This window comes from Stenotrophomonas sp., from assembly GCF_031995405.1.
Taxonomy (GTDB): Bacteria; Pseudomonadota; Gammaproteobacteria; order Xanthomonadales; family Xanthomonadaceae; genus Stenotrophomonas.
Genome location: NZ_DAMAGC010000007.1, coordinates 40,729 through 62,050 on the forward strand (window position 1 = coordinate 40,729; position 21,322 = coordinate 62,050).

The 21,322-nt window shown below is 68.4% G+C and carries 16 protein-coding genes and 1 riboswitch; of the genes, 9 read left to right on the forward strand and 7 right to left on the reverse strand.

From position 1 onward, the window contains the following. Positions 1 to 62: 62 nt before the first annotated feature. Both dusB and RTO53_RS02320 read left to right on the forward strand, forming a co-directional pair. Positions 63 to 1,055 (forward strand): tRNA dihydrouridine synthase DusB, encoded by a 993-nt coding sequence (dusB, locus tag RTO53_RS02315; RefSeq protein ID WP_312236273.1) that lies wholly within the window; start codon positions 63 to 65, stop codon positions 1,053 to 1,055. A 10-nt stretch (positions 1,056 to 1,065) separates the two neighbouring features. Then, positions 1,066 to 1,893, forward strand: coding sequence for a methyltransferase domain-containing protein (locus RTO53_RS02320; protein ID WP_312236274.1), 828 nt, complete (start codon positions 1,066 to 1,068; stop codon positions 1,891 to 1,893). A gap of 71 nt (positions 1,894 to 1,964) precedes the next feature. Here RTO53_RS02320 and RTO53_RS02325 read toward each other — a convergent pair whose 3' ends face one another. Both RTO53_RS02325 and RTO53_RS02330 read right to left on the reverse strand, forming a co-directional pair. Next, the gene (locus RTO53_RS02325; protein ID WP_312236275.1) at positions 1,965 to 3,047 is read right to left on the reverse strand and encodes a metal-dependent hydrolase; all 1,083 of its coding nucleotides are present in this window, start codon (positions 3,045 to 3,047) and stop codon (positions 1,965 to 1,967) included. Positions 3,048 to 3,086: 39 nt separating this feature from the next. Continuing rightward, positions 3,087 to 3,926 (reverse strand): UDP-2,3-diacylglucosamine diphosphatase, encoded by an 840-nt coding sequence (locus RTO53_RS02330; protein ID WP_312236276.1) that lies wholly within the window; start codon positions 3,924 to 3,926, stop codon positions 3,087 to 3,089. A gap of 310 nt (positions 3,927 to 4,236) precedes the next feature. On the opposite strand from RTO53_RS02330, the gene metK reads away from it, so the two are divergent. Together metK and RTO53_RS02340 are read left to right on the forward strand one after the other, a co-directional pair. Then, positions 4,237 to 5,448: a methionine adenosyltransferase gene (gene metK, locus RTO53_RS02335; protein WP_038690472.1), complete on the forward strand. Its 1,212-nt coding sequence runs from the start codon at positions 4,237 to 4,239 to the stop codon at positions 5,446 to 5,448. Between the two features lie 323 nt (positions 5,449 to 5,771). After that, on the forward strand, positions 5,772 to 6,272 hold the full coding sequence (locus tag RTO53_RS02340; RefSeq protein WP_256774928.1) for an acyl-CoA thioesterase: 501 nt from the start codon (positions 5,772 to 5,774) through the stop codon (positions 6,270 to 6,272). A 165-nt stretch (positions 6,273 to 6,437) separates the two neighbouring features. On the opposite strand, the gene ppc is transcribed toward RTO53_RS02340, so the two are convergent. Both ppc and RTO53_RS02350 read right to left on the reverse strand, forming a co-directional pair. Further along, on the reverse strand, positions 6,438 to 9,149 hold the full coding sequence (ppc, locus tag RTO53_RS02345; RefSeq protein WP_312236289.1) for a phosphoenolpyruvate carboxylase: 2,712 nt from the start codon (positions 9,147 to 9,149) through the stop codon (positions 6,438 to 6,440). 199 nt (positions 9,150 to 9,348) lie between these two features. Then, on the reverse strand, positions 9,349 to 11,877 hold the full coding sequence (locus RTO53_RS02350; RefSeq protein WP_312236277.1) for a prolyl oligopeptidase family serine peptidase: 2,529 nt from the start codon (positions 11,875 to 11,877) through the stop codon (positions 9,349 to 9,351). A gap of 126 nt (positions 11,878 to 12,003) precedes the next feature. Beyond that, positions 12,004 to 12,090: riboswitch (S-adenosyl-L-homocysteine riboswitch) on the forward strand. 82 nt (positions 12,091 to 12,172) lie between these two features. On the opposite strand from RTO53_RS02350, the gene ahcY reads away from it, so the two are divergent. The 3 genes from ahcY (at position 12,173) to RTO53_RS02365 (ending at position 14,774) form a co-directional block, all read left to right on the forward strand. Continuing rightward, positions 12,173 to 13,618, forward strand: a complete 1,446-nt coding sequence (gene ahcY / locus RTO53_RS02355) for an adenosylhomocysteinase (protein ID WP_312236278.1) — start codon at positions 12,173 to 12,175, stop codon at positions 13,616 to 13,618. Positions 13,619 to 13,815: 197 nt separating this feature from the next. Further along, complete coding sequence (gene ybaK, locus RTO53_RS02360; RefSeq protein ID WP_312236279.1) at positions 13,816 to 14,289, forward strand: Cys-tRNA(Pro) deacylase; 474 nt, start codon at positions 13,816 to 13,818, stop codon at positions 14,287 to 14,289. Then, entirely contained in the window at positions 14,289 to 14,774 is a 486-nt protein-coding gene (locus tag RTO53_RS02365; protein WP_312236280.1) for a hypothetical protein, read from the forward strand. Before ybaK ends, RTO53_RS02365 begins: the two co-directional genes overlap by 1 nt. 94 nt (positions 14,775 to 14,868) lie before the next feature. On the opposite strand, the gene RTO53_RS02370 is transcribed toward RTO53_RS02365, so the two are convergent. Continuing rightward, complete coding sequence (locus RTO53_RS02370) at positions 14,869 to 15,426, reverse strand: DUF3228 family protein (protein WP_312236281.1); 558 nt, start codon at positions 15,424 to 15,426, stop codon at positions 14,869 to 14,871. 130 nt (positions 15,427 to 15,556) lie between these two features. Between RTO53_RS02370 and metF the strand changes: the two genes are divergently transcribed. Together metF and RTO53_RS02380 are read left to right on the forward strand one after the other, a co-directional pair. Then, on the forward strand, positions 15,557 to 16,384 hold the full coding sequence (metF, locus tag RTO53_RS02375) for a methylenetetrahydrofolate reductase [NAD(P)H] (RefSeq protein ID WP_312236282.1): 828 nt from the start codon (positions 15,557 to 15,559) through the stop codon (positions 16,382 to 16,384). Positions 16,385 to 16,434: 50 nt separating this feature from the next. Continuing rightward, the gene (locus tag RTO53_RS02380; RefSeq protein WP_312236283.1) at positions 16,435 to 17,019 is read left to right on the forward strand and encodes a DUF4124 domain-containing protein; all 585 of its coding nucleotides are present in this window, start codon (positions 16,435 to 16,437) and stop codon (positions 17,017 to 17,019) included. A gap of 66 nt (positions 17,020 to 17,085) precedes the next feature. On the opposite strand, the gene RTO53_RS02385 is transcribed toward RTO53_RS02380, so the two are convergent. Both RTO53_RS02385 and RTO53_RS02390 read right to left on the reverse strand, forming a co-directional pair. Further along, positions 17,086 to 18,039, reverse strand: coding sequence for a Nudix family hydrolase (locus RTO53_RS02385; protein ID WP_312236284.1), 954 nt, complete (start codon positions 18,037 to 18,039; stop codon positions 17,086 to 17,088). A 109-nt stretch (positions 18,040 to 18,148) separates the two neighbouring features. Next, positions 18,149 to 21,322 (reverse strand): autotransporter domain-containing protein (locus tag RTO53_RS02390; RefSeq protein ID WP_312236285.1); only part of this gene is annotated, 3,174 nt, incomplete at its 5' end.

Here is a 21,322-nt window from a genome sequence, read left to right on the forward strand (position 1 = left end):
ACGCCTGCGGATCGCCGCCGTCTGCCCGGTTGCCGGCCAGCGGCCGGCACTACAATGCGCACATGCAGATTGGTCCCTACAACATCCAGCCGAACGTGGTGCTGGCGCCGATGGCCGGTGTCACCGACAAGCCGTTCCGCCTGCTGTGCAAACGGCTGGGCGCGGGCCTGGCCGCCTCGGAGATGACCATCTCCGACCCGCGCTTCTGGAACACCCGCAAGTCGATCCACCGCATGGACCATGCCGGCGAGCCGGACCCGATCAGTGTGCAGATCGCCGGCACCGAACCACAGCAGCTGGCCGAGGCGGCGCGCTACAACGTCGACCACGGCGCGCAGATCATCGACATCAACATGGGCTGCCCGGCCAAGAAGGTCTGCAATGCCTGGGCCGGCTCGGCGCTGATGCGTGATGAAGACCTGGTCGCACGCATCCTCACCGCCGTGGTGCAGGCGGTGGATGTACCGGTGACGCTGAAGATCCGCACCGGCTGGGATTGCGACCATCGCAACGGGCCGCGCATCGCGCATATCGCCGAAGACAGCGGCATCGCCGCGCTGGCCGTGCACGGGCGCACCCGCGACCAGCATTACACCGGCAGCGCCGAGTACGAGACCATCGGCGCGATCAAGGCCGCGCTGCGCATCCCGGTGATCGCCAACGGCGACATCGACTCGCCGCAGAAGGCCGCGCACGTGCTGGCAGCGACCGGCGTGGATGCGGTGATGATCGGCCGCGCCGCGCAGGGTCGCCCATGGATCTTCCGCGAGGTGGCGCACTACCTGGCCACCGGCGAGCTGCTTGCCCCGCCCTCGCTGATCGAGGTGCGCGACCTGCTGCTGGGCCACCTGCAGGCGCTGCACGACTTCTACGGCGACCCCCAGGGCGTGCGCATCGCGCGCAAGCACCTGGGCTGGTACGCCAAGGACCGCCCGGAAAACGCCGCGTTCCGCGCGGTGGTCAACCGCGCCGACGATCCCGCCAGCCAGATCGCCCTGACCACCGATTACTTCAACGCCCTCGCCGCCGGCGTGCCGTTGTCCTCCGCCGCCTGAGCCTGCCCCCATGACCCCGCCCATCGCCGCCCCGACCTATCTGCACGGCTTCTCCAGCACCGAGCAGCAGCGCCTGATGACCCAGGCCCGCCTCTTCGAATCGAGCATCTTCAGCGGCATCGACTACAGCGGCGCCCAGCGCCTGCTGGAAGTTGGCAGCGGCGTCGGCGCGCAGACCGAAATCCTGCTGCGCCGCTTCCCCGAGCTGCACGTCACCGGGGTGGACCTGAGCGAGGCGCAGCTGGCCACCGCCCGCGGCAATCTTGAAAAAACGCCCTGGTGCAGCGAGCGCTACACCCTGCTGCAGGCCGACGCCGGCGACCTGCCGTTCGGTGCACGCCAGTTCGATTCGGCGTTCCTGTGCTGGGTGCTGGAACACGTGCCGTCACCGGCGCGCGTGCTGAGCGAGGTGCGCCGCGTGCTCGCCCCGGGCTCGCCGGTGTACATCACCGAGGTGATGAATGCCTCCTTCCTGCTCGACCCGTATTCGCCGCACATCTGGCGTTACTGGATGGCCTTCAACGATTTCCAGTACGACCACGGTGGTGACCCGTTCGTCGGCGCCAAGCTCGGCAACCTGCTGCTGGCGGGTGGCTTCCGCGACGTGCACACCGAGATCAAGACCATCCACCTGGACAATCGCGAGCCGGCCCGGCGCAAGACCATGATCGCCTTCTGGGAACAGCTGCTGCTTTCCGCGGCCGATGCGCTGCTGGAAGCGGGCCTGGTCGACCGGGACACCGTGGACGGCATGCGTCGCGAGTTCAGTCTGGTGCAGAACGATCCGAACGCGGTGTTCTTCTTCTCCTTCGTGCAGGCGCGCGCCACGGTGTATTGAGCGCCGCACCCGATCGGCGGTGATCGGGCCGGGCATGGCAGTTGCAGTGACCTGCGACGCGACGGGAAGGGTCAGGGCGTAGCAGCGGGCACCGCGTGCGTGCTGGCCGGATCGACGGCGCCGGGGGCGGTCCAGATCCGCTGCCACAGCCCGGCGAACCGGCGCTTGAGCTGCACCTTGCCCTGCTCAGTTTCGTAGGACGGGCGCAGCTGCCGAGGGGGGATCGCCGACCAGCCGTCACCGTCGGCACGGGCCACCGCAAACGTGAAGGTGTAATCGGGCTCCAGCCCCATGCGCAGGTCGCTCAACTGCAGCTGGCCCTCCACCACCTGGGCACGCATGAAGCCGCGATTGAACCAGTTCAACCGCGCCACCGCCGGGAGGCGGGCCGCCTCGGCCTGGCGCAGTGCCTGCACGTTGGACGGATAGCCCTGGAAGGTCATCGGCCCGCGGTCGGCCACCAGCGAACGCTCGCCGATCACATAGCCGTCCGGGGTCATCGCCACCACCTGCCACAGCAGCGTGTTGAACGGCGTGGCTGCCGAAAAGCGCGGCGCATCGCCCAACCCCATTGCGGTCAGTGCGCGATCGGCCTCGCGTTCGACGGTGTGCTTGGCCAGCAGCGACCAGCCCAGGTAGCCGCTGCTCAGGACCAGCCCGGCCATCAGCGCCTTCTGCGCGATCGGTCGGCTGCGGGCGAACCACGCCACCGCACAGCCGATCAGCAGCCACACGGTATACAGCGGATCGATGATGAACACGCTGGACCACATCGTCGGATGCGGGGTGAACGGCCACCACAGCTGGGTGCCGTACACGGTGAACGCATCCAGCAGGGGGTGGGTGATCAGGGCCAGCAGGATCGCCCAGAACCAGCGCGCGGGCGCCTGCGCGACCCGGCCGTGGCCGAAGCGTTTGAACAGCCACCAGATCAGCGCGGCCACCCACGGCAGCACCAGCAACGAGTGGCTGTAGCTGCGGTGTTCGGTCATCAGCGCCACCGGGTCTGTGGTGGTGAAGCCGAGCAGCAGGGCATCCAGGTCCGGCAGCGTGCCCAGCGCGGCCCCGGCCAGCAGGGCGGCGCGGCGATGACCGGCGGGGGCGATGGCAGCGGCGACGGCGCCGCCCAGTACGATCTGGGTAAAGGAGTCCATCGGCCGATGCTAGCAGCCGCGCCGACCGATGCGGAGCGCTCAGGCCGCCCTGCGCAACCGGGCTGATACGGGCAGTTCCACCAGCGTATGGCCGGTGTGGTCCAGCAGCCGCAGGCTGCCGTCGGGGTCCTCGGCCAGCGCGGTGAGGCTTTCCACCCAATCGCCGTCGTTGGCGTACACCAGCCCGTCGCGCTCGACCAGCGCGGCACGATGGATGTGCCCGCAGACAATGCCATCCAGGCCACGCCGGCGCACATCGTCCAGCCCGGCCTGCACGAAGCGTTCGATGTACCGCTCGGCCGCGCTGCTGCGCTTCTTGAGGAATTCGGACAGCGACCAGTAGCGCCACCCCAGGCGGCGGCGCACGGCATTGAGCAGGTGGTTGCCGGTGAGGATGCGGTAGTACAGCCAGTCGCCGAACTGTTCCTGCAGGCCACCAAAATGGGTGACGCCGTCGTAGTCGTCGCCATGGGCCACCAGCAGCCGGCGGCCATCGGCGGTGACGTGGATCGCGCGTCGGCGCACCTGCATGGCCGGCAGCATCAGGCCGCATACCTTGCGCAGCGAGGCATCATGGTTGCCAGGGATGTAGATGATCTCCGTCCCGCCCGCGCGCAGCGCGTGCAGCGCCTGGATCACCTCGCCGTGGGCCGGTCGCCAACTGGCCCGACGATGCGCCATCCACCACAGGTCGATGATGTCGCCCACCAGGTACAGGCGTGCGCAACGCAGACCGGCCAGGAAGCGCGCCAGTTCGGCGGCGTGGCAGTGTCGCGATCCCAGGTGGACATCGGAGAGGAATACCGCGCGCCGATGGGGCGCCAGCCGCGTGACCGCGTCCGTGCCGACGTTCGTGCCGCACTGCGTCTGCTGCTGCATGGCGTGCTCCCCCGGGCCCGGCGGCCGGATGCGCCGAAGCCTGCGCCTGTCCCACTGCAGCCCGATGTCGCTTTGACGACAGCCCGATGACCGGCCGCGGTGGCGCGCAGCGCTGTGGGAGCTACCGTCCACTGTCACGCGGATGGAACACTGGGCGGTGACGCTGCGCCCAATACCGTCACAACGGGCCCTGCGACGGGCACATGGGCTTAACCTGGGGCAACCCGTGCTGGCGCACAATGCAACCGGGCGGGTTGCCGTGTATCATTCGCACCCATCTTTCCATCCGAATCAAAGGATATTACGCCTGATGTCCAGCTACCTGTTCACCTCCGAATCGGTCTCCGAAGGCCATCCGGACAAGATTGCCGACCAGATCTCCGATGCGGTGCTGGACGCGATCCTTGCCCAGGACCAGCGCGCCCGCGTGGCCTGCGAGACCATGGTCAAGACCGGCGTGGCGATCGTGGCCGGTGAAATCACCACCAGCGCCTGGATCGACCTGGAAGCCTTGACCCGCAAGGTCATCCTGGATATCGGCTACGACAGCTCCGACGTCGGCTTCGACGGCGCGACCTGCGGCGTGCTGAACCTGATCGGCAAGCAGTCCCCGCACATCGCCCAGGGCGTTGACCGCAAGAAGCCCGAAGAAATGGGCGCTGGCGACCAGGGCCTGATGTTCGGCTATGCCACCAACGAGACCGACAGCTACATGCCGGCCGCGATCCACCTGTCGCACCGTCTGGTCGAGCAGCAGGCCAAGATCCGCAAGAAGAAGAACTCGCCGCTGTCCTGGCTGCGCCCGGATGCCAAGAGCCAGGTCACCCTGCGCTATGAAAACGGCGCGGTCTCAGCCATCGACGCGGTCGTGCTGTCCACCCAGCACGCCCCGGGCGTGAAGCAGAAGGACCTCATCGAGGCCGTCCGCGAAGAAATCATCAAGCCCGTGCTGCCGGCAAAGTGGCTCCACAAGGGCACCAAGTTCCACATCAACCCGACCGGCAAGTTCGAGATCGGTGGCCCGGTGGGCGACTGCGGCCTGACCGGCCGCAAGATCATCGTCGACACCTACGGCGGCTGGGCCCGTCACGGTGGTGGCGCGTTCTCGGGCAAGGACCCGTCCAAGGTCGACCGTTCGGCCGCCTACGCTGCCCGCTATGTCGCCAAGAACGTCGTGGCCGCCGGCCTGGCCGACCGTTGCGAAGTGCAGGTCTCCTACGCCATCGGCGTGGCCGAGCCGACCTCGATCTCGGTCACCACCTTCGGTACCGGCAAGATCAGCGATGACAAGATCGAAAAGCTGATCCGCAAGCATTTCGACCTGCGCCCGTACGGCATCATCAAGATGCTGGACCTGATCCACCCGATGTACCAGCAGACCGCCGCCTATGGTCACTTCGGCCGCAAGCCGAAGGATTTCAGCTACCTCAACGCGGCTGGCGAAACCGTCAATGCGACCGCCTTCTCTTGGGAGAAGACCGACCGCGCCGCCGCCCTGCGTGCGGATGCGAAGTTGAAGTAAGAAACGGGCCGCGAAAGAGGCCCTTTTCTTACCGGTAGAGCCGACCGTTGGTCGGCTGGCCGCGCGCAGCGCGGCAATGATCGAAGAAGCCGACGGGCCGCGTAAGCGGCCCGTTGTCGTTTGGGCGGCAACATAACGGCGCATGGCGATGCGTTCCCCTGAAAGGCGCATCAGCACCATCGCGGCGCGGCCGCGAAAGCGGCCCGTTGTCGTTTGGGCATCCCCCGCCGCATCAGCCCGGGTTGGCGTCGGCCGTCGCGCGTACGGCCAGCCGACCAACGGTCGGCTCTACCTGCGGACCTACCGGCGCTACACTTCCCCCCATGCCCGAATTCAAATCCAACCAGCTGTCCATGACCGTGCTGATGTCGCCGGAGATGGCCAATTTCTCCGGCAAGGTCCACGGTGGCGCAGTGCTGCGTCTGCTCGACCAGGTCGCTTACGCCTGCGCCAGCCGCTATGCCGGCCGCTACGTGGTCACCCTGTCCGTGGACCAGGTGATGTTCCGCCAACCGATCGCGGTCGGCGAGCTGGTCACCTTCCTGGCCTCGGTCAACTACACCGGCACCTCCTCGATGGAAATCGGGGTCAAGGTGGTGGCCGAGGACATCCTCAAGCGCAGCGTGCGCCACGCCAACAGCTGCTTCTTCACCATGGTCGCGGTGGATGAGGACGGCAAGCCCACGCCCGTGCCACCGCTGCAGCTGGAAACCAGCGACGAACGCCGCCGGCACGCCGCCGCGTTGATCCGCCGCCAGCTGCGCGAGGAAATGGAGCAGCGGCACCTGGAGCTGCTGGCCTCCAACCCGCCGTCCCCGGAATGACCCAGGGAGGTGCCGGCCGCTGGCCGGCGCTGCACCAGGTTGGAATGACGTGGGGTGCGCAACGCATCACCCGACGGGCAATGCGACAACATGCGATGGCCCGGGGACGCGGGGAGCCGGCCGGCGGCCGGCATTACCCGGTGACCGTCCGCCCCGGGGTAGAGGTCACCCGGTGTTCTGTACCCCCTGCGAAACACCGTTCACGCACGCCACCAGCGCGCGCAGCACGTCGTCGTCCTCGCCACCGCTCTCGCGCCAGCGCCGCAGCAGGTCCACCTGCAGCACGCTGATCGGATCGATGTAGGGATTGCGCAGGCGGATCGACAGCGCCAGCCGCTGGTCGTGCTGCAGCAGTCCGTCCTGCCCGGTCAGCGCCAGGATCTGCGTGGCGGTCAGCTCCAGCTCGCGCTGGATCTGTGGGAAGAACGTGGCATGCAGCCCGCCCGACAGGCGCGAGAACTGCTCGGCGATGGTGAGATCGCCCTTGGACAGCACCATCGCGATGTCGTCCAGGAAGGTGCTGAAGAACGGCCAGTCGCGCGCCATCTCCTTCAGCGTCGCGGCGTGCCCGGCCTCGATCGCCGCCTGCAGGCCACTGCCTACGCCATACCAGCCGGGGATCACCGCGCGCGCCTGGCTCCACGCGAACACCCACGGAATGGCGCGCAGGTTGGACAACGCGGCATCTTCGCCCAGGCGTCGCGACGGTCGCGAGCCCAGCGTCATCCGCTCGATCACATCGATCGGGGTGGCCTGGCGGAAGTACTGCATGAAGTCTTTCTGGCCGACGAACGCGCGATAGGCCTGCGCGCTTTTCTGCGCCACCAGGTCCATCACCGGACGCCACTGCTCCTCGCGCGGCTCCGGCGCACGCGGGCGCAGGCTGGACCGCAGCACCGCCGCGGTCGACTGCTCGAGCGAGCGCAGTGCCAGCGCGCGGATGCCGTACTTGCGGTGGATCACTTCGCCCTGCTCGGTCACGCGCAGGCGCCCGTCGATGCTGCCACGGGGCGAGGCATCCACCGCGTGGGTGGTCTTGCCACCGCCACGGCTGATCGACCCGCCGCGGCCATGGAAGAAGGTCAGGCGGATACCGCTTTCGGCCGCCACCTCGAGCAGTTCCACCTGCGCCCGCTGCAGGCCCCAGCGCGAGGCGGCGATGCCACCGTCCTTGCCGCTGTCCGAATAGCCCAGCATCACCATCTGCACATCGCCGCGTGCGGCCAGGTGCGCGCGGTACACCGGGTCGGCGAGCAGGTCGCGCAGGGTATCGGTGCCGCGGCCGAGATCGTCCACGGTTTCAAACAGCGGGGCGATATCCAGCGGCACCGCGTCGGCGCCGTCCACCAGGCCACCGCGCCGCGCCAGAGCGAGCACGGCGAGCACGTCGCTGCGATCGTGCGCCATCGAAATGATGTAGCTGCCCAACGCGTCGGCACCGTGCCGGCGGCGCGCGTCGGCCAACGCGGCAAACACCGCATCCAACCGCTGCCCGCCCTCTTCGTTGCTGGCCGGCAGCGCCTGCTCGCCGCTGGCGAACGGGGCCAGGCGCGCGGCGCGGGTGACCGCATCGGCGGCATCCCACGCGTCCTGGCCATCGAGCACGCTGGCCAGCGCGCGGCCGTGCACGCTGGACTCCTGGCGCACGTCCAGCCGCGCCAGGTGGAAGCCGAACGTCCGCACCCGCCACAACAGGCGGCGTACCGCGAAGCCGCCGGCATGATCGCCCTTGTTGGCGTGCAGGCTGGCCAGGATCAGTTCGATGTCCTGCTCAAGTTCCTCCGGCGAGGCGTAGGCGCCGTCGGCATCGTCGAGGGTGGCCTGCACGCGCGCGCGCATGCGGTCGTTGAGCAGGCGATAGGGCATGTCGGCATGCCGCGGGCGCGAGGTCACCTGCGGCAGCAGCTGTTCGTAATGCGCCACACGCGCCTGCAACGCATCGCTGACCGCGATCCGCTCGGTCGACTGGCTGAGCAGGCTGGCCAGCTGCAGCAGGTCCTTCTGGTAGCGCCCCAGCACGGCCTGGCGTTGTGCGTCGAGCGTATTGCGGATGGTGCCGGCATCCACGTTCGGGTTGCCGTCCATGTCCCCGCCCACCCACGTGCCGAAGCGCAGCAGCCGTGGCAGCGGCAGGTCCTGTCCGTAGGTATCCAGCAGCGCCTGCTGCAGCGATTCGTACAACACCGGAATCACCCGGTACAGCACCTGCACCAGGTAGAAGCCGACGTGCTCGCGTTCGTCATCCACCGTCGGTCGTACCGGCGAGGAATCGGTGGTCTGCCAGGACGCGGTGAGGGCCATGCGGAAGCGTGCGGCATCGGCGGCGGCTTCACCCGGCGTGCGCTGGCCGTCGAGGTTGTCGACCAGGCTGGCGACCATCAGCTGCTCTTTTTCGAGCAGCGCGCGGCGTACCGCTTCGGTCGGGTGCGCGGTGAATACCGGCTCGATGTCGATGCGCGGCAGCCACTGCGCCAGCTCGTCCAGCGTGACGCCCTGCGCCTTGAGCTTGACCAGTGCGTCCTGCAACCCATCCGGCTGCGGCGCGGCGGTACCGGCGCGCTGGTAGTCGCGGCGGCGGCGGATGCGATGCACGCGCTCGGCGATGTTCACCACCTGGAAGTAGGTACTGAAGGCACGCACCATCGCTTCGGCACGTGCCGGTGGCAGGCCGGTGAGCGCGTCGTTGAGATCGGACAAGGGGGCGTCGCTTTCGCGGCGGGCGATGGCGCGCGTACGCACCTGTTCCACATCGTCGAAGAACTGCGTGGACACCTGCTCGGCGAGCAGGTCGCCGACCAGTGCGCCGAGTCGGCGTACGTCGTCACGCAGGGGGATATCGGGAGTGGCAAAAACGATGCTGCTGCGGTACTCGTTCATCTGCGACGCACTGGCCTCGGGAACGGAATCCACTCAAGCCTACCCCACAACGGGGTCAATGCTGCGTCGCGCAAATAGTTACATCCGGTAATGCCGGCCGTTGGCCGGCTCCCCGTGGTGTCGTGCACCGCGAAGAGCCGGCCAACGGCCGGCACTACCGATCCTTTCCCGTACGGGCCAACGGCCGGTACCTGCCGCCTCAGCGCTTCTTCTTGATCGGCCTGCCCGGACCGACGGTCTGTTCCAGCCAGCGCTCGCTCTCGGCCAGCATGGTCATGATCGATTCGCGCGCGCGGTAGGCGTGCGATTCGTTGGGCAGCATCACCAGCCGCGCGGTTCCGCCCAGGCCTTTGACCGCGGCGAACATGCGCTCGCTCTGGATCGGGAAGGTGCCGGAGTTGTTGTCGTCCACGCCGTGGATGAAGAGGATCGGGTCCTTGATCTTGTCGGCGTAGTTGAACGGCGCCATCTTCTGGTAGACGTCCTGCGCCTGCCAGTAATTGCGCTCCTCGGCCTGGAAACCGAACGGGGTGAGCGTGCGGTTGTAGGCGCCGCTGCGGGCGATGCCGGCCTTGAACAGACGGGTGTGGGCGAGCAGGTTGGCGGTCATGAACGCACCGTAGGAATGGCCACCGATGGCGATGTGCTCGCGGTCGGTCACGCCACGCCGCACCACTTCATCCACCGCCGCCTCGGCGTTGGCGATCAGCTGCGGCAGGTAGGTGTCGTTGGGTTCCTTGTCGCCTTCGCCGATGATCGGCATCGACGGGCTCACCAGCACCGCATAGCCCTTGGCCAGGAATGCCTGCGGGCCCCAGTAGCTGATCGCGTTGAAGCGGTACGGCGAATCGGTGACCTGGCTGGCGGCGGCAGCGGTTTTGAACTCGCCGGGGTAGGCCCACATCAGCAGCGGCAGCGGGCCGTCCTTCTTCGCGTCGTAGCCCGGCGGCAGCATCAGCGTGGCGGTCAGGTCGACGCCGTCGTTGCGCTTGTAGCGGATCTGTTCCTTGCTCACCCCACGCAGCTGCGGCAGCGGATGTTCGAAGCGGGTCAGCGCCTTCGGTGCGGCGTTGGCATCGGCCAGCGACTGCACGTAGAAGTTGGCCGGCGCATCGGGCGACTCGCGGGTCAGCAGCAGCGAGGTGCCTTCCTGGTCGAGCAGCGCCTGCGGCACCGCGTAGCCCGGTGCCTGCGAGTGGAACAGGCGCGTGGTCTGCTTGCTGGTCAGGTCGAGGCGATCCACGAACGGACGGTCGCCTTCGGGCGAGGCGCCCTGCCCGTACAGGAAGATGCTGCGGCCATCGGCGGTGATCTGCAGGCGCGAGCGACCGTTGACGTCGCGCACCATGCCCGGCTTGCCCGGATCGCTGTACCGGTCCTGCGAGGAACGCGCCGACAGCAGTTCCGGCGCAACGTCCGGCTGGTCCGGGGCGATCCGCCACTGCTTCACTTCGCGGCTCTTCCACCACGATTCGTTGAGCAGGGCCAGGTCGCCACGCCCCCACTGGATGCCCGCGTAGCGGCTGCCCAGCTGGGCCAGGGTCACTGGCGGCGTCTCGAACGGTGCCGACTGCATCATGACCGCATCGCGCACCTTGGCCTCGCGGTTCGGGTCGCCGCCGTCCTGCGCTTCGGCCCAGACCAGCGTGGCCGGGGCATCGGCGCGCCAGCCAATGTCGCGCACGCCGGTAGGCACTGCATCGTTGCCGGTCGGCAGGCCTTCCACCAGCGGCAACGTGCTGACCGTGTGCTCAAGTCGGCCATCGGCGGCGGACAGTACTTCGATACGGCGCGGGAAGTCGTCGGCCGGCACCAGGTAGGAGTACGGGCGCAGTACGCGCTCGGCCAGCAGATGGCGGCCATCGGGCGACACGCTCACGTCCAGGTAGACGCCGCCGGTGGACAGCGGCGTGGCCATCCCGTCGAGCGCGATCCGCGCCGGCTGCGCGCTGGCGTAGTAATCGAACAGGCGCGCATCGGCCTCGTTCTTGAGCAGGTCCTGGTAGGTGCGGATCGAGCGGACCCCGGCATCGGCCTCGGTCTGCTGGATCGCCGGGCCGGTCGGGATGCCACCGGCCGCCGGTGCCGGGCCCTGGCCCTTGAGCTGCTGCATCACCAGCAGACCGCGGCTGTCGGGCAGCCAGCTGTAGCCATCGCCAAGGACGGTGTTCAGATCGGCCACCAGCCTGCGCGCGGTGCCAGCGGCGACATCGACGATCCACAGTTCATTGGCACCGGTGGCCGCGTGCACCTGGTTGAAGGCCAGGTACTGCTGGTCCGGCGACCACGCCAGCGTGGCGATCGACAACGGCTGCGGCAGGCCGGTGATCTGGCGCTCCTTGCCGTCGGCCACGTTCATCAGCCACAGCTTGTTGCCGAAGCTGAAACGGCTGAAGGCGTGGGTGGCCGGATTGATGCGCAGCCCGGCCAGCTTCAGCTCCGGCTGGGCCACCTCGGCGATCGACGGCAGCGGCGGGGTCTGCAGCATCGCGGCGATATCGCGGCGCGGCGACAGGCTCAGGGTCGGTGCACGCGGGGCATCGACCACCGCCTGCAGCGCGGCCGAGGGCAGTTCGTAGCCCTGCTCGCCCTTGGCCGTGGCCAGCTGCGGGGCGGAGGTCCTGGCAGCCGGTGCCGCTGCCAGTGCCAGCGGCGCAACCGCCAGCAGTGCCATGCCCACGAGCAGGCTGCCCCAGCGCGCGCGGCGCCGACGATCATTGCGTGTCATCTTCGATCCCTATGCTGATGCAAACCCTGGACCTTAACAGCCGGGCGCAGATCGCCCCCCTGCCGTTGGTTGGGGGCGGCCACCGATTCATGCCAATGCAGCGGGCCGCGATATACTGCACGGCCCTCCACCGAGGGGCGCTGCGACCGTTCCGGACCCCGTCCGGCCGGCCAGGCTCGGTGGCCAGGATTGTTCCAACGGCGCCCGGCGATTGCGAGTTTCTGCCGGTCATGTGGTTGTCGGATTGCCGACATCGCGCTTGACCAGCATGGCTCGTCACTACCGGAGCTTTCCAATGAATGCTGTTGCCAAGACCTTCTCCACCGAAGGTGATTACAAGATTGCCGATATCAAGCTCGCCGACTGGGGCCGCAAGGAACTGGACATCGCCGAGCACGAGATGCCGGGCCTGATGTCGATCCGTCGCAAGCACGCCGCCACCCTGCCGCTGAAGGGCGTGCGCGTGACCGGTTCGCTGCACATGACCATCCAGACCGCCGTGCTGATCGAGACCCTGAAGGACATCGGCGCCGACGTGCGCTGGGCGTCCTGCAACATCTTCTCCACCCAGGACCACGCCGCCGCCGCGATCGCCGCGTCGGGCACCCCCGTGTTCGCCTGGAAGGGCGAGTCGCTGGAGGAATACTGGGACTGCACCCTGGACGCACTGACCTTCACCCTGCCCGACGGCACCCTGACCGGTCCGGAGCTGGTGGTCGATGACGGCGGCGACGTCACCCTGCTGATCCACAAGGGTTACGAGCTCGAAAACGGCAGCGACTGGGTCAACGAAAAGGCCGCCTCGCACGAAGAACAGGTCATCAAGGACCTGCTCAAGCGCGTGGCCAAGGAACGTCCGGGTTACTGGGCCCGCGTGGTCAAGGACTGGAAGGGCGTCTCCGAAGAGACCACCACCGGCGTGCACCGCCTGTACCAGCTGGCCCAGGCCGGCACCCTGCTGATCCCGGCGATCAACGTCAACGACTCGGTCACCAAGAGCAAGTTCGACAACCTGTACGGCTGCCGCGAGTCGCTGGCCGACGGCCTCAAGCGCGCGATGGACGTGATGCTGGCCGGCAAGGTCGCCGTGGTCTGCGGCTACGGTGACGTGGGCAAGGGCTGCGCCGCCTCGCTGCGTGCCTACGGCGCGCGCGTGGTGGTCACCGAGATCGATCCGATCTGCGCCCTGCAGGCGGCGATGGAAGGCTTCGAGGTCAACACCATCGAATCCACCCTGGGCCGTGCGGACCTGTACGTCACCACCACCGGCAACAAGGACATCATCCGCATCGAGCACCTGAGCGCGATGAAGGACCAGGCCATCGTCTGCAACATCGGCCACTTCGACAATGAAATCCAGGTCGATGCGCTGGTCGGTTTCCCGGGCGTGCAGCACATCAACATCAAGCCGCAGGTGGACAAGTACGTGTTCCCGAACGGCAACGCGATCTTCCTGCTCGCCGAAGGCCGCCTGGTCAACCTGGGCTGCGCCACCGGCCACCCGAGCTTTGTGATGTCCAACTCGTTCGCCAACCAGACGCTCGCGCAGATCGACCTGTGGGCGAACAAGGACAGCTACGAGAACAAGGTGTACCTGCTGCCGAAGAAGCTGGACGAGGAAGTGGCGCGTCTGCACCTGGAAAAGATCGGCGTGAAGCTGACCACCCTGAGCCAGGAACAGGCCGACTACATCGGCGTGCCGGTGGAAGGTCCGTTCAAGCCGGAGCATTACCGCTACTGATCGGCCTGCCGATCCGGTTGCGTTGAACACGGACGGGCGCCGAAAGGCGCCCGTTTTTTGTTGGGTTGAACGCCATCACGACCAGCGCTCGTGACCGGCAGGTACCGACCGCTGGTCGGTACGCAACGCCTGGCCGGCTTCTCTTTGCCGATAGCCTCGGTCAAGCCTGCACGCCGCGCGCGCGCTACGATGGCCCCATGACCCCGGCCATCAACCTGCTCAAGAAGCTCGGCATCGCGCACACCGTGCTGTCCTACCACCACGACGCCACTACCGATTCCTACGGTGGCGAAGCGGTACAGCAGCTCGGGCTGGACCCCACGCAGGTATTCAAGACCCTGCTGGCCAGTACCGAGAAGCACGAGCTGCTGGTGGCGATCGTGCCGGTCAGCGGCACGCTCGATCTGAAGGCGCTGGCCGAGGCGGCCGGCTGCCGGAAGTGCGAGATGGCCCAGCTCGAACAGGCGCAGCGCGCCACTGGGTACCTGGTCGGCGGCATCAGCCCGCTGGCGCAGAAAAAGAAACACCGCACGTTCCTGGATGCCAGCGCGCAGGCCCTGCCAGCCGTGCACGTGAGCGCCGGCCGGCGCGGGCTGGAGGTGGCATTGGCGCCGGCCGATCTGCTGCAGCTCACCGCAGGCAGCTATGCCGCCATCGGCAGGGCCCGCTGATGCGCTGGCCCTTCAGCCGGGAAGCGGCCGCTCCCACCGAGGGCCCGGGTGCGCACCATCTGCAGGCGCTGCTGTCTTCCGATCCAGATCGTATCTACCGCGCGGCGTGCGCCATCGCCCGGTTGTTCGATCCGACCGAACTGGACGCGCTGGTGCCGTGGATCGAGCGGATTGAGCGCGCGACCGCGCACATCGCGCTGGGTGGGGCCTTGTTCGCCAACAACCACCATCTGCAGTTCGCGCTGCGTCGACTGCGCTTCTGGCGCGACCGGGCCGGTTGCCTGTGTGCCTTGTATCCGCATTACCCGTTCTTCGATCCCCGCCGGGAAGCCGAACGCGGACACGTCATCATCGATGCAGTGGGCACGGCGGAAGGAGGCTGGGGCGACGCGCACGCCGTGACCTGCGTGAACTGCGCCGCCCACTGGCTCGCCACCGACCGCGAGTACCACTACCCGTGGTGGGAGTGGGCCTTGGCGCGATAGCGCCTTGCGTGGCTGCGATTCGGTCCGGTCGGCGTGCAGCCACCCGTGGGGTGGCTCTAGCGGGTCTGCGCGGGGGCGTTGCCGAGCGTGGCGCTTACGGCCGCCAGTTGGCATTGCACTCCCAGAACGCCACGGTACGCTGGTAGGCCTCGCGGTCCAACGGCACCCCGGAACCGCCCTCGTCCACACCCAGCGCGTTGCGCATCATGGTGATCGGCGCCATCGGCACTTCTTCCGGCTCGGCGGTGTAGATGCAGCCGACGATGCCCCAGTCGGCCTCGATCGGCGAGCCCTCCAGCGCGAGTTGCCCGGCGCTGTACAGGATCACCACCAGGTAATTCGCACGCGGCGATTCCACGCCCTCGAACCAGCGCACCAGCACCGGCAGCTCGTTGCGGTTGCGCGCCTCGTAGCCGGTGTGGAGCTGGTGGCGGTTGGCATCGGTGATCGGCACGGTCAGGCAGCGCGTGGAGGTCCAGTTTTCGTAGACGAACAGCTTGCAGAACGGCGCATAGCCATCGAGCACCTTCAGCGGCGCGTGCGTGTTGAGGTGTGCCTGGAACTGCTCGGCGGTGCAATCCTGGATGGTGTTGCCGCGCGGGGTACGCGGGAACAGGCGGGGACGGGCGAATTCGGTAAGGACGATGGACATGGGGGACGCGGCAGCCAGAACAGGCGCACAGGGTAACCGGTCGCCCCCGCGGCCAATCCACCGGGGGCAATCTTTTACATTCATCGCGATGGAGCGATATGATGTCCCCACACCCGTCGCCGCCGCCGCCATGACCGCCATCAGCTTCGAGTTCTACCCGCCCAAGACCGACGAGCAGCGCGCCCAGCTCGACCGTACCGCGAGCAAGCTCAAGGCGTTCGGGCCGGAGTATGTGTCGTGTACGTTCGGGGCCGGCGGCTCGACCCTGAGCTACACCTCCGAAACCGTCCGCCATCTCAAGCAGCACCACGGTTTCGAGGCCGCACCGCACCTGTCCTGCGTGGGCGGCAGCCGCGAGGAGATCCGCGAACTGCTCAAGCTGTACCGCGCGATCGGCTGCCGGCGCATCGTCGCCCTGCGCGGGGACCTGCCGTCGGGCATGGGCCACCCCGGCGACCTGCGTTACGCCTCGGACCTGATCAGCTTCATCCGCGCCGAGCACGGCGATGCGTTCCGGATCGAAGTGGGCGCCTACCCCGAGACCCACCCGCAGGCCAACGACGCCCTGCTGGACCTGAAGCACTTCAAGACCAAGATCGATGCCGGCGCGGACGCGGCGATCACCCAGTATTTCTTCAACGCCGATGCGTACTTCCACTTCGTCGACGCGGTGCGCAAGCTCGGGGTAACGGTGCCGATCGTGCCGGGGATCATGCCGATCTCCAACTTCAGCCAGCTGCGCCGGTTCTCCGAGCAGTGCGGTGCGGAAATCCCGCGCTGGATCGGCCGGAAGATGCAGGCCTTCGGCGACGATGCCGAATCGGTGCGCGCGTTCGGTGCCGAAGTGGTGGCCGGGCTGTGCGAGCGGCTGGTCGCCGGGGGCGCCCCGGGGCTGCATTTCTACACGCTCAACCTGGCCAAGCCGACCACCCAGGTGCTCAAGCTGCTGCGCCCTTGAAACGCGCGCGCATCGCTTGCAGATAACGCTGGCACCGCTACTCTGCTGCGATGAAAGCGTTCGTCCTGCTCCTGTTGTGCGCCCTGTGCCTGCCGTCCCCGGCGTTGGCACAGGCGCAGCGCGTCAACCGCTGCACCAACGCCCAGGGCCAGACTGTGTTCACCGATCGCAGTTGCGATGCGCTGGGCGCCACCGCCCGCATGCCCGCGCATACGCCAACGGTCGGCAACACCGGCATCTATCGCGCCGGCTGCGCGCGCCGGCTCAGCGAACTGACCGGGCAGATCCGCGATGCGGTCAGCCTGCAGGACGTCAACCGGTTGTCCTCGATCTACCTGTGGAACGACGTGTCCAACGCCACCGCCAACCACATCATCGGGCGGCTGGAATCGGTGGTGCAGCGGCCGCTGGTGGATATCGCCCCGGTGTATCCGGCCAGCGATGAGACTGGCGTGGTGGCGCCTGCCACTGCGCCGGTGCTGGGCGGCGATGGGCAGCCGCTGGTGGAAGTGACGCCGCGCCGGCCGCGCCCGGTGGGACTGCGGCTGGAGCAGACGCTGGGCGGTACGGCAACGCCGGCGCGCACGGTGTTCGCTCTGCGCCGTCAGTACGGGTGTTTCTGGATCACGTTGTAGCGGCGGTTGGCTGGGGCTGCCGGCCAGCGGCCGGCACGACCGGGGTGCGGGCGGCCGGCGGACCGATCAGGCCGGCCACAGCGCCCGGATTGCGGCGATGCCCTGGGCGCCATGCCGGCGCGCCTCACCGATGTCATCGGGATGCAGCCCACCCAGCGCGTACAGCGGCAGCGACACCTGTTCGCGCAGTGCTTCGAACGCCTCCCAGCCCAGCGCGCTCGCGCCCGGGTGGCTGGGGGTGGCCTGGACCGGGCCGAGCACGGCGAAATCGCAGCCCAGCCGCTGCGCGGCCTGCAACTGCGCCAGATCGTGGCAGGACGCAGCCACCAGCTGCTCGCCCGGCAGCGGGCGCGCGTCCAGCTGCAGCAGCTGTTCGCCGCCCAGGTGCACGCCGACGCCGAGCCGGCGGGCCAGGTCGATATCGCGGTTGAGCAGCCACTGCACGCGGCCGCGATGGGCGCCGATGGCCTGTTCGGCCAGGGCCACCCGTGCCGGGCTGTCGGGGGTGCGCAGCTGGATGCGGTGTGCCCCGGCGGCCACCGCCTGCGCCAGGCGCTGCTGCCAGGCCTGGTGGGCCTGCGCGTGGTCGGCGTCGGGTTCGGGGGTGATCAGGTAGCGGTCGGGGTGGCGCAGCGCAGCCACCACCGGCAGATCGGCCGGCGGCATGGAATAACGCGACAGTTTGTCCGGGGCCACCCAGGTGATCGCCTGGCCCTCGCGGCCGCGCGGGGACCCCTTCCAGCTGCTGATGCGGCGTACCTCCAGCCGGAGCCGCTTGTCCGGGTAGAGCTGCGGTACGTCCATGATCCACTCGCCGATGTCCGCCTCGATGCCCAGCTCTTCGCGCAGTTCGCGCACCAGCGCCTGCTCGGAGGTTTCGCCCGGCTCACGCTTGCCGCCGGGAAACTCCCAGAGCCCGGCCATGTCGCTGTTCTCGGTACGGCGGTTGAGCAGGATGCGGCCGCGGGCGTCGGTGATGACGCCGGCCACGACGTGGATCGATCGTTTGGGGGATGGCATGGGGTGAGCATGCCCAATGGCACCGGGGTGGTGCAATGCCGGCGTGCGCCAGATGAACGAAGGGCCCCGTGCGGGGCCCTTCGTGGTCATGCTCAGAACGCGGTATCGGTCAGAACGACACGTTCCAGTTCAACTGCGCGCCCAGCTCACGCTGGCCATCGCCCGCACGGCCCTGCGCGAACAGGGACAGCCGGCTGTTGTCGGTGACATGCACCGACACGCCCAGCTCGGCGATGCCGACGTTGCGCGCCAGCGGCAGGCCGCTGACGGTGAAAGCGTCGCTGCCGGCGACGAAGCGGTGGCGCGAGTCGGCACGCAGTTCGCCATTGGCGTTCTGCCAGACCAGCCCGGCCTCCAGCCGCGCAGCGTCGGTGTGGCCGCCGCTGATGTCCCACGAGGCGCGGATACCGGCCGTGGTGGTCCACACCTCGTCCTTGCTGGCATCGATCGCCAGCGCCGCACTGCCGCCGGTTTCCACGCCCGCTTGGGTCGACAGGCGGGTGTAGGCGACGGCGACGTACGGGGACAGGGTCAGCGCGTCCAGTTCCATGTCCCAGCCGCCCTCGGCGAACACCGACACGGCGTGCGCGTTGTAGCTGCTGTTGAGCGCCTGTGCCCAGCCGGTGCCCACCACGCGCCGGGTATCCAGGTCGTAGTCGGCGTAGCTGGCACCACCGTTGATCCACAGTTCCTCACCGCGGAAGCCGGCATACAGGCCGCCGTGCACGGCATCGGCCCCGGTGCTGGCATGGCGGTCATCGATCTGCTGGCGCAGCGACTCCGACCCTGCCGCCAGACCGACCGTCCACGCGCCACCGACGGTCCAGTCGACGCCGGCCATCAGGCCCTCGCGGTGCTGGCGGGTGCGTGCGGCCGAGCCGTCCGAATCCTGGCGGGTCGCGGTCCCGGCACCGGCCACCCACGCCGACGGGCCGGACGCGGCCATGCTCGGGTCCGGGCGCAGGCGCTGGGCGATGCCTTCGCGCAGGAAGCGGTCTTCCAGCAGCAGGGCGCGGCTGCTGGCGTGAATTTCACCGGACAGGTCATCGAACGCGTCGCGCGCACCGGCTTCATCCAGCATCAGCAGGCCGTTGTACAGCGCCAGCGCCTGGCCGGACTGCTGCAGCGAATCCAGCGCCGCCGCGGTGGCGCGCTGGTTGCCGGTGGCCGCCACCGCGCCGAACACGATCGGCGGAGTGCCGCCGTTGCCGGGCGTGCCCGGGTTGCCGGGATCGACCGGGGTCACCGGGTCGACGGGATTGACGGGATCGACCGGCGTGCCGCCCGCATCCTTGACGGCGATGGTCAGCTGCACCTGGTTGCCGGTGTAGGCCAGGGTCGGGGCGAGGAAGGCCGACTTGGAAACAACCTCGTCGAACGTTCCCTGCACACCTTCCGCCGCGTCGAGGATCGTGTAGGTCTGGCCGTTCTGATAGCTGACCGCCGGGTCCAGGCCGGTGATGCGCACGCTGGCGTCGGCGGTGTTGATCAGGTTGGAGCCACGGCCCAGGTAGGCCTTGCCGGTGACGGTGAGGCGATCGCTCTGGCCGTTGCCGAGCACATCCACGTCGAAGTACGACGGGCCGCTGAGCGCGCCGCCGGGGGCGCCATTGGCACTCAGGTACAGATCGCCGTCGATGGTCATCGCGCCGATGCCGTTGTGGCCCGGCGACAGCGCGCCGCCGTTGTACACGTAAGTTTCGCCAACGGTGGCGTTGCCGGCCAGGATGCCCTGCCCGCTCACCGTCACCGCCGAGCTGCGCACGGTCTCGGTGCTGCTGCCGTAGTCGATCTGCTGCTGGAAGCCGGCGCTGCCGTTTAGCACCAGGGTGCCGCCGGAGACGTCGATCTGCTGCTGGGAGGCTTGGCTGCTACCGACGTATCCCTGGCCGGTGTACATGTCCGACTCGATCTGCAGCGCACCGCCCGTTACCTTGATGCCGCCGCCGAAGCCGGTCAGATCGCCATTCAACGTGGTGTTGCCGGCGACCTGGGTCAGTGCGCCGCCGGTGTAGCTGTTGTCGCTGACGATGGTGTTGGACAGGGTGACGTCGTCGGTGTTGTTGAATACCAGGCCGCCGGACCCGCCCTGCATGGCGATGGTGCCCTGCAGTTCGCCGGCCGCTTCGGCCGCGCGCCACAGCGGACCACCGTCGGCCACCGACCAGGTCTGCATGCCGCCACCGATCACCACATAGCCCAGCGTGCCGAGGGTCAGGGTGGTGCCGGCCGCGACGCGACCGCCATTGCTGACGCCGAGCACGCCGTAGGGCTCGCCCACCAGATGCGCGCCGACGGTGATGCCGTTGGTCGCCTCGATCGCCGCGCCGGCACCGCTGACGCGGATCTGCTGGTCGTAGCGCCGGGGAGCGTTGAGCATGGTGTTGGCACCGCCGGAAACCAGCATCGTGTCGGTGGCGATCACTGCACCATCGAGCACGTCGACGTTGGTGCGGGCATCCAGTTCCCCCTGGTTGTTCCAGCGACTGCCCGCGCCGGTCAGGGTCGCCACGCCGGTGTCGCTGTAGGAATCCTTGATGCGTCCGCTGTTGGAACGGATCTCGCCGCCATCGTCCACCAGCAGATGGGTGCTGGTCATGACCCGATCACCGCTCAGCAGCGAGCCGGCGCCGGACACTTCGATACGACCGACGCGGGCCGCGTTGCTCGGCAGGCCCACGTTGTCTTCGGCGGTGACGTTGCCGGTGACCGCGACCACGCCGCCGTTTTCGATGCGCAGCGCACCATCGCCACTGCCGGACACGCGCATCGTGGCCGCGTTCACCGTCGAGCCGGTGCCCGTGACCTGGATCGAACCGCTGCCGCCCTGTGCGTAACCGATATCCAGGTCCTGCGTGGTCAACTGGCCGCCGTTGAGCACCCTGACCGTGCCATCGCCACCGCTTGCCGTGCCGGTCCGCAGCCCACGGCCCGCGTCGACCGAGCCACTGTCGATGTTGAGCGTGCCATTGCCGGCCTGCCCCACCAGCAGATAGTTGTCGGTAACCGCCAGTTGGCCGCCCGCGACAATGTTGACCAGACCGATGCTGCCCGCCTCGGACCCGATGGACAGGCCGAACTCGCCGGCAGCCGGGGTGGCGACCCGGGTCGTTTCCACGCGGCCACCGTTGCCGATGGTCAGCACACCGCTGCCCTCACGACCCACCAGCATCTGGCGGGCGCTCAGCAGCGAACCGGCGCCTTCCACCACGCCAACGCCGAAGGCGTCGACGCCGTAACCAAAGGAGACGGTGCCACCGGCAACGCTGGCGGTAGCGCAGTT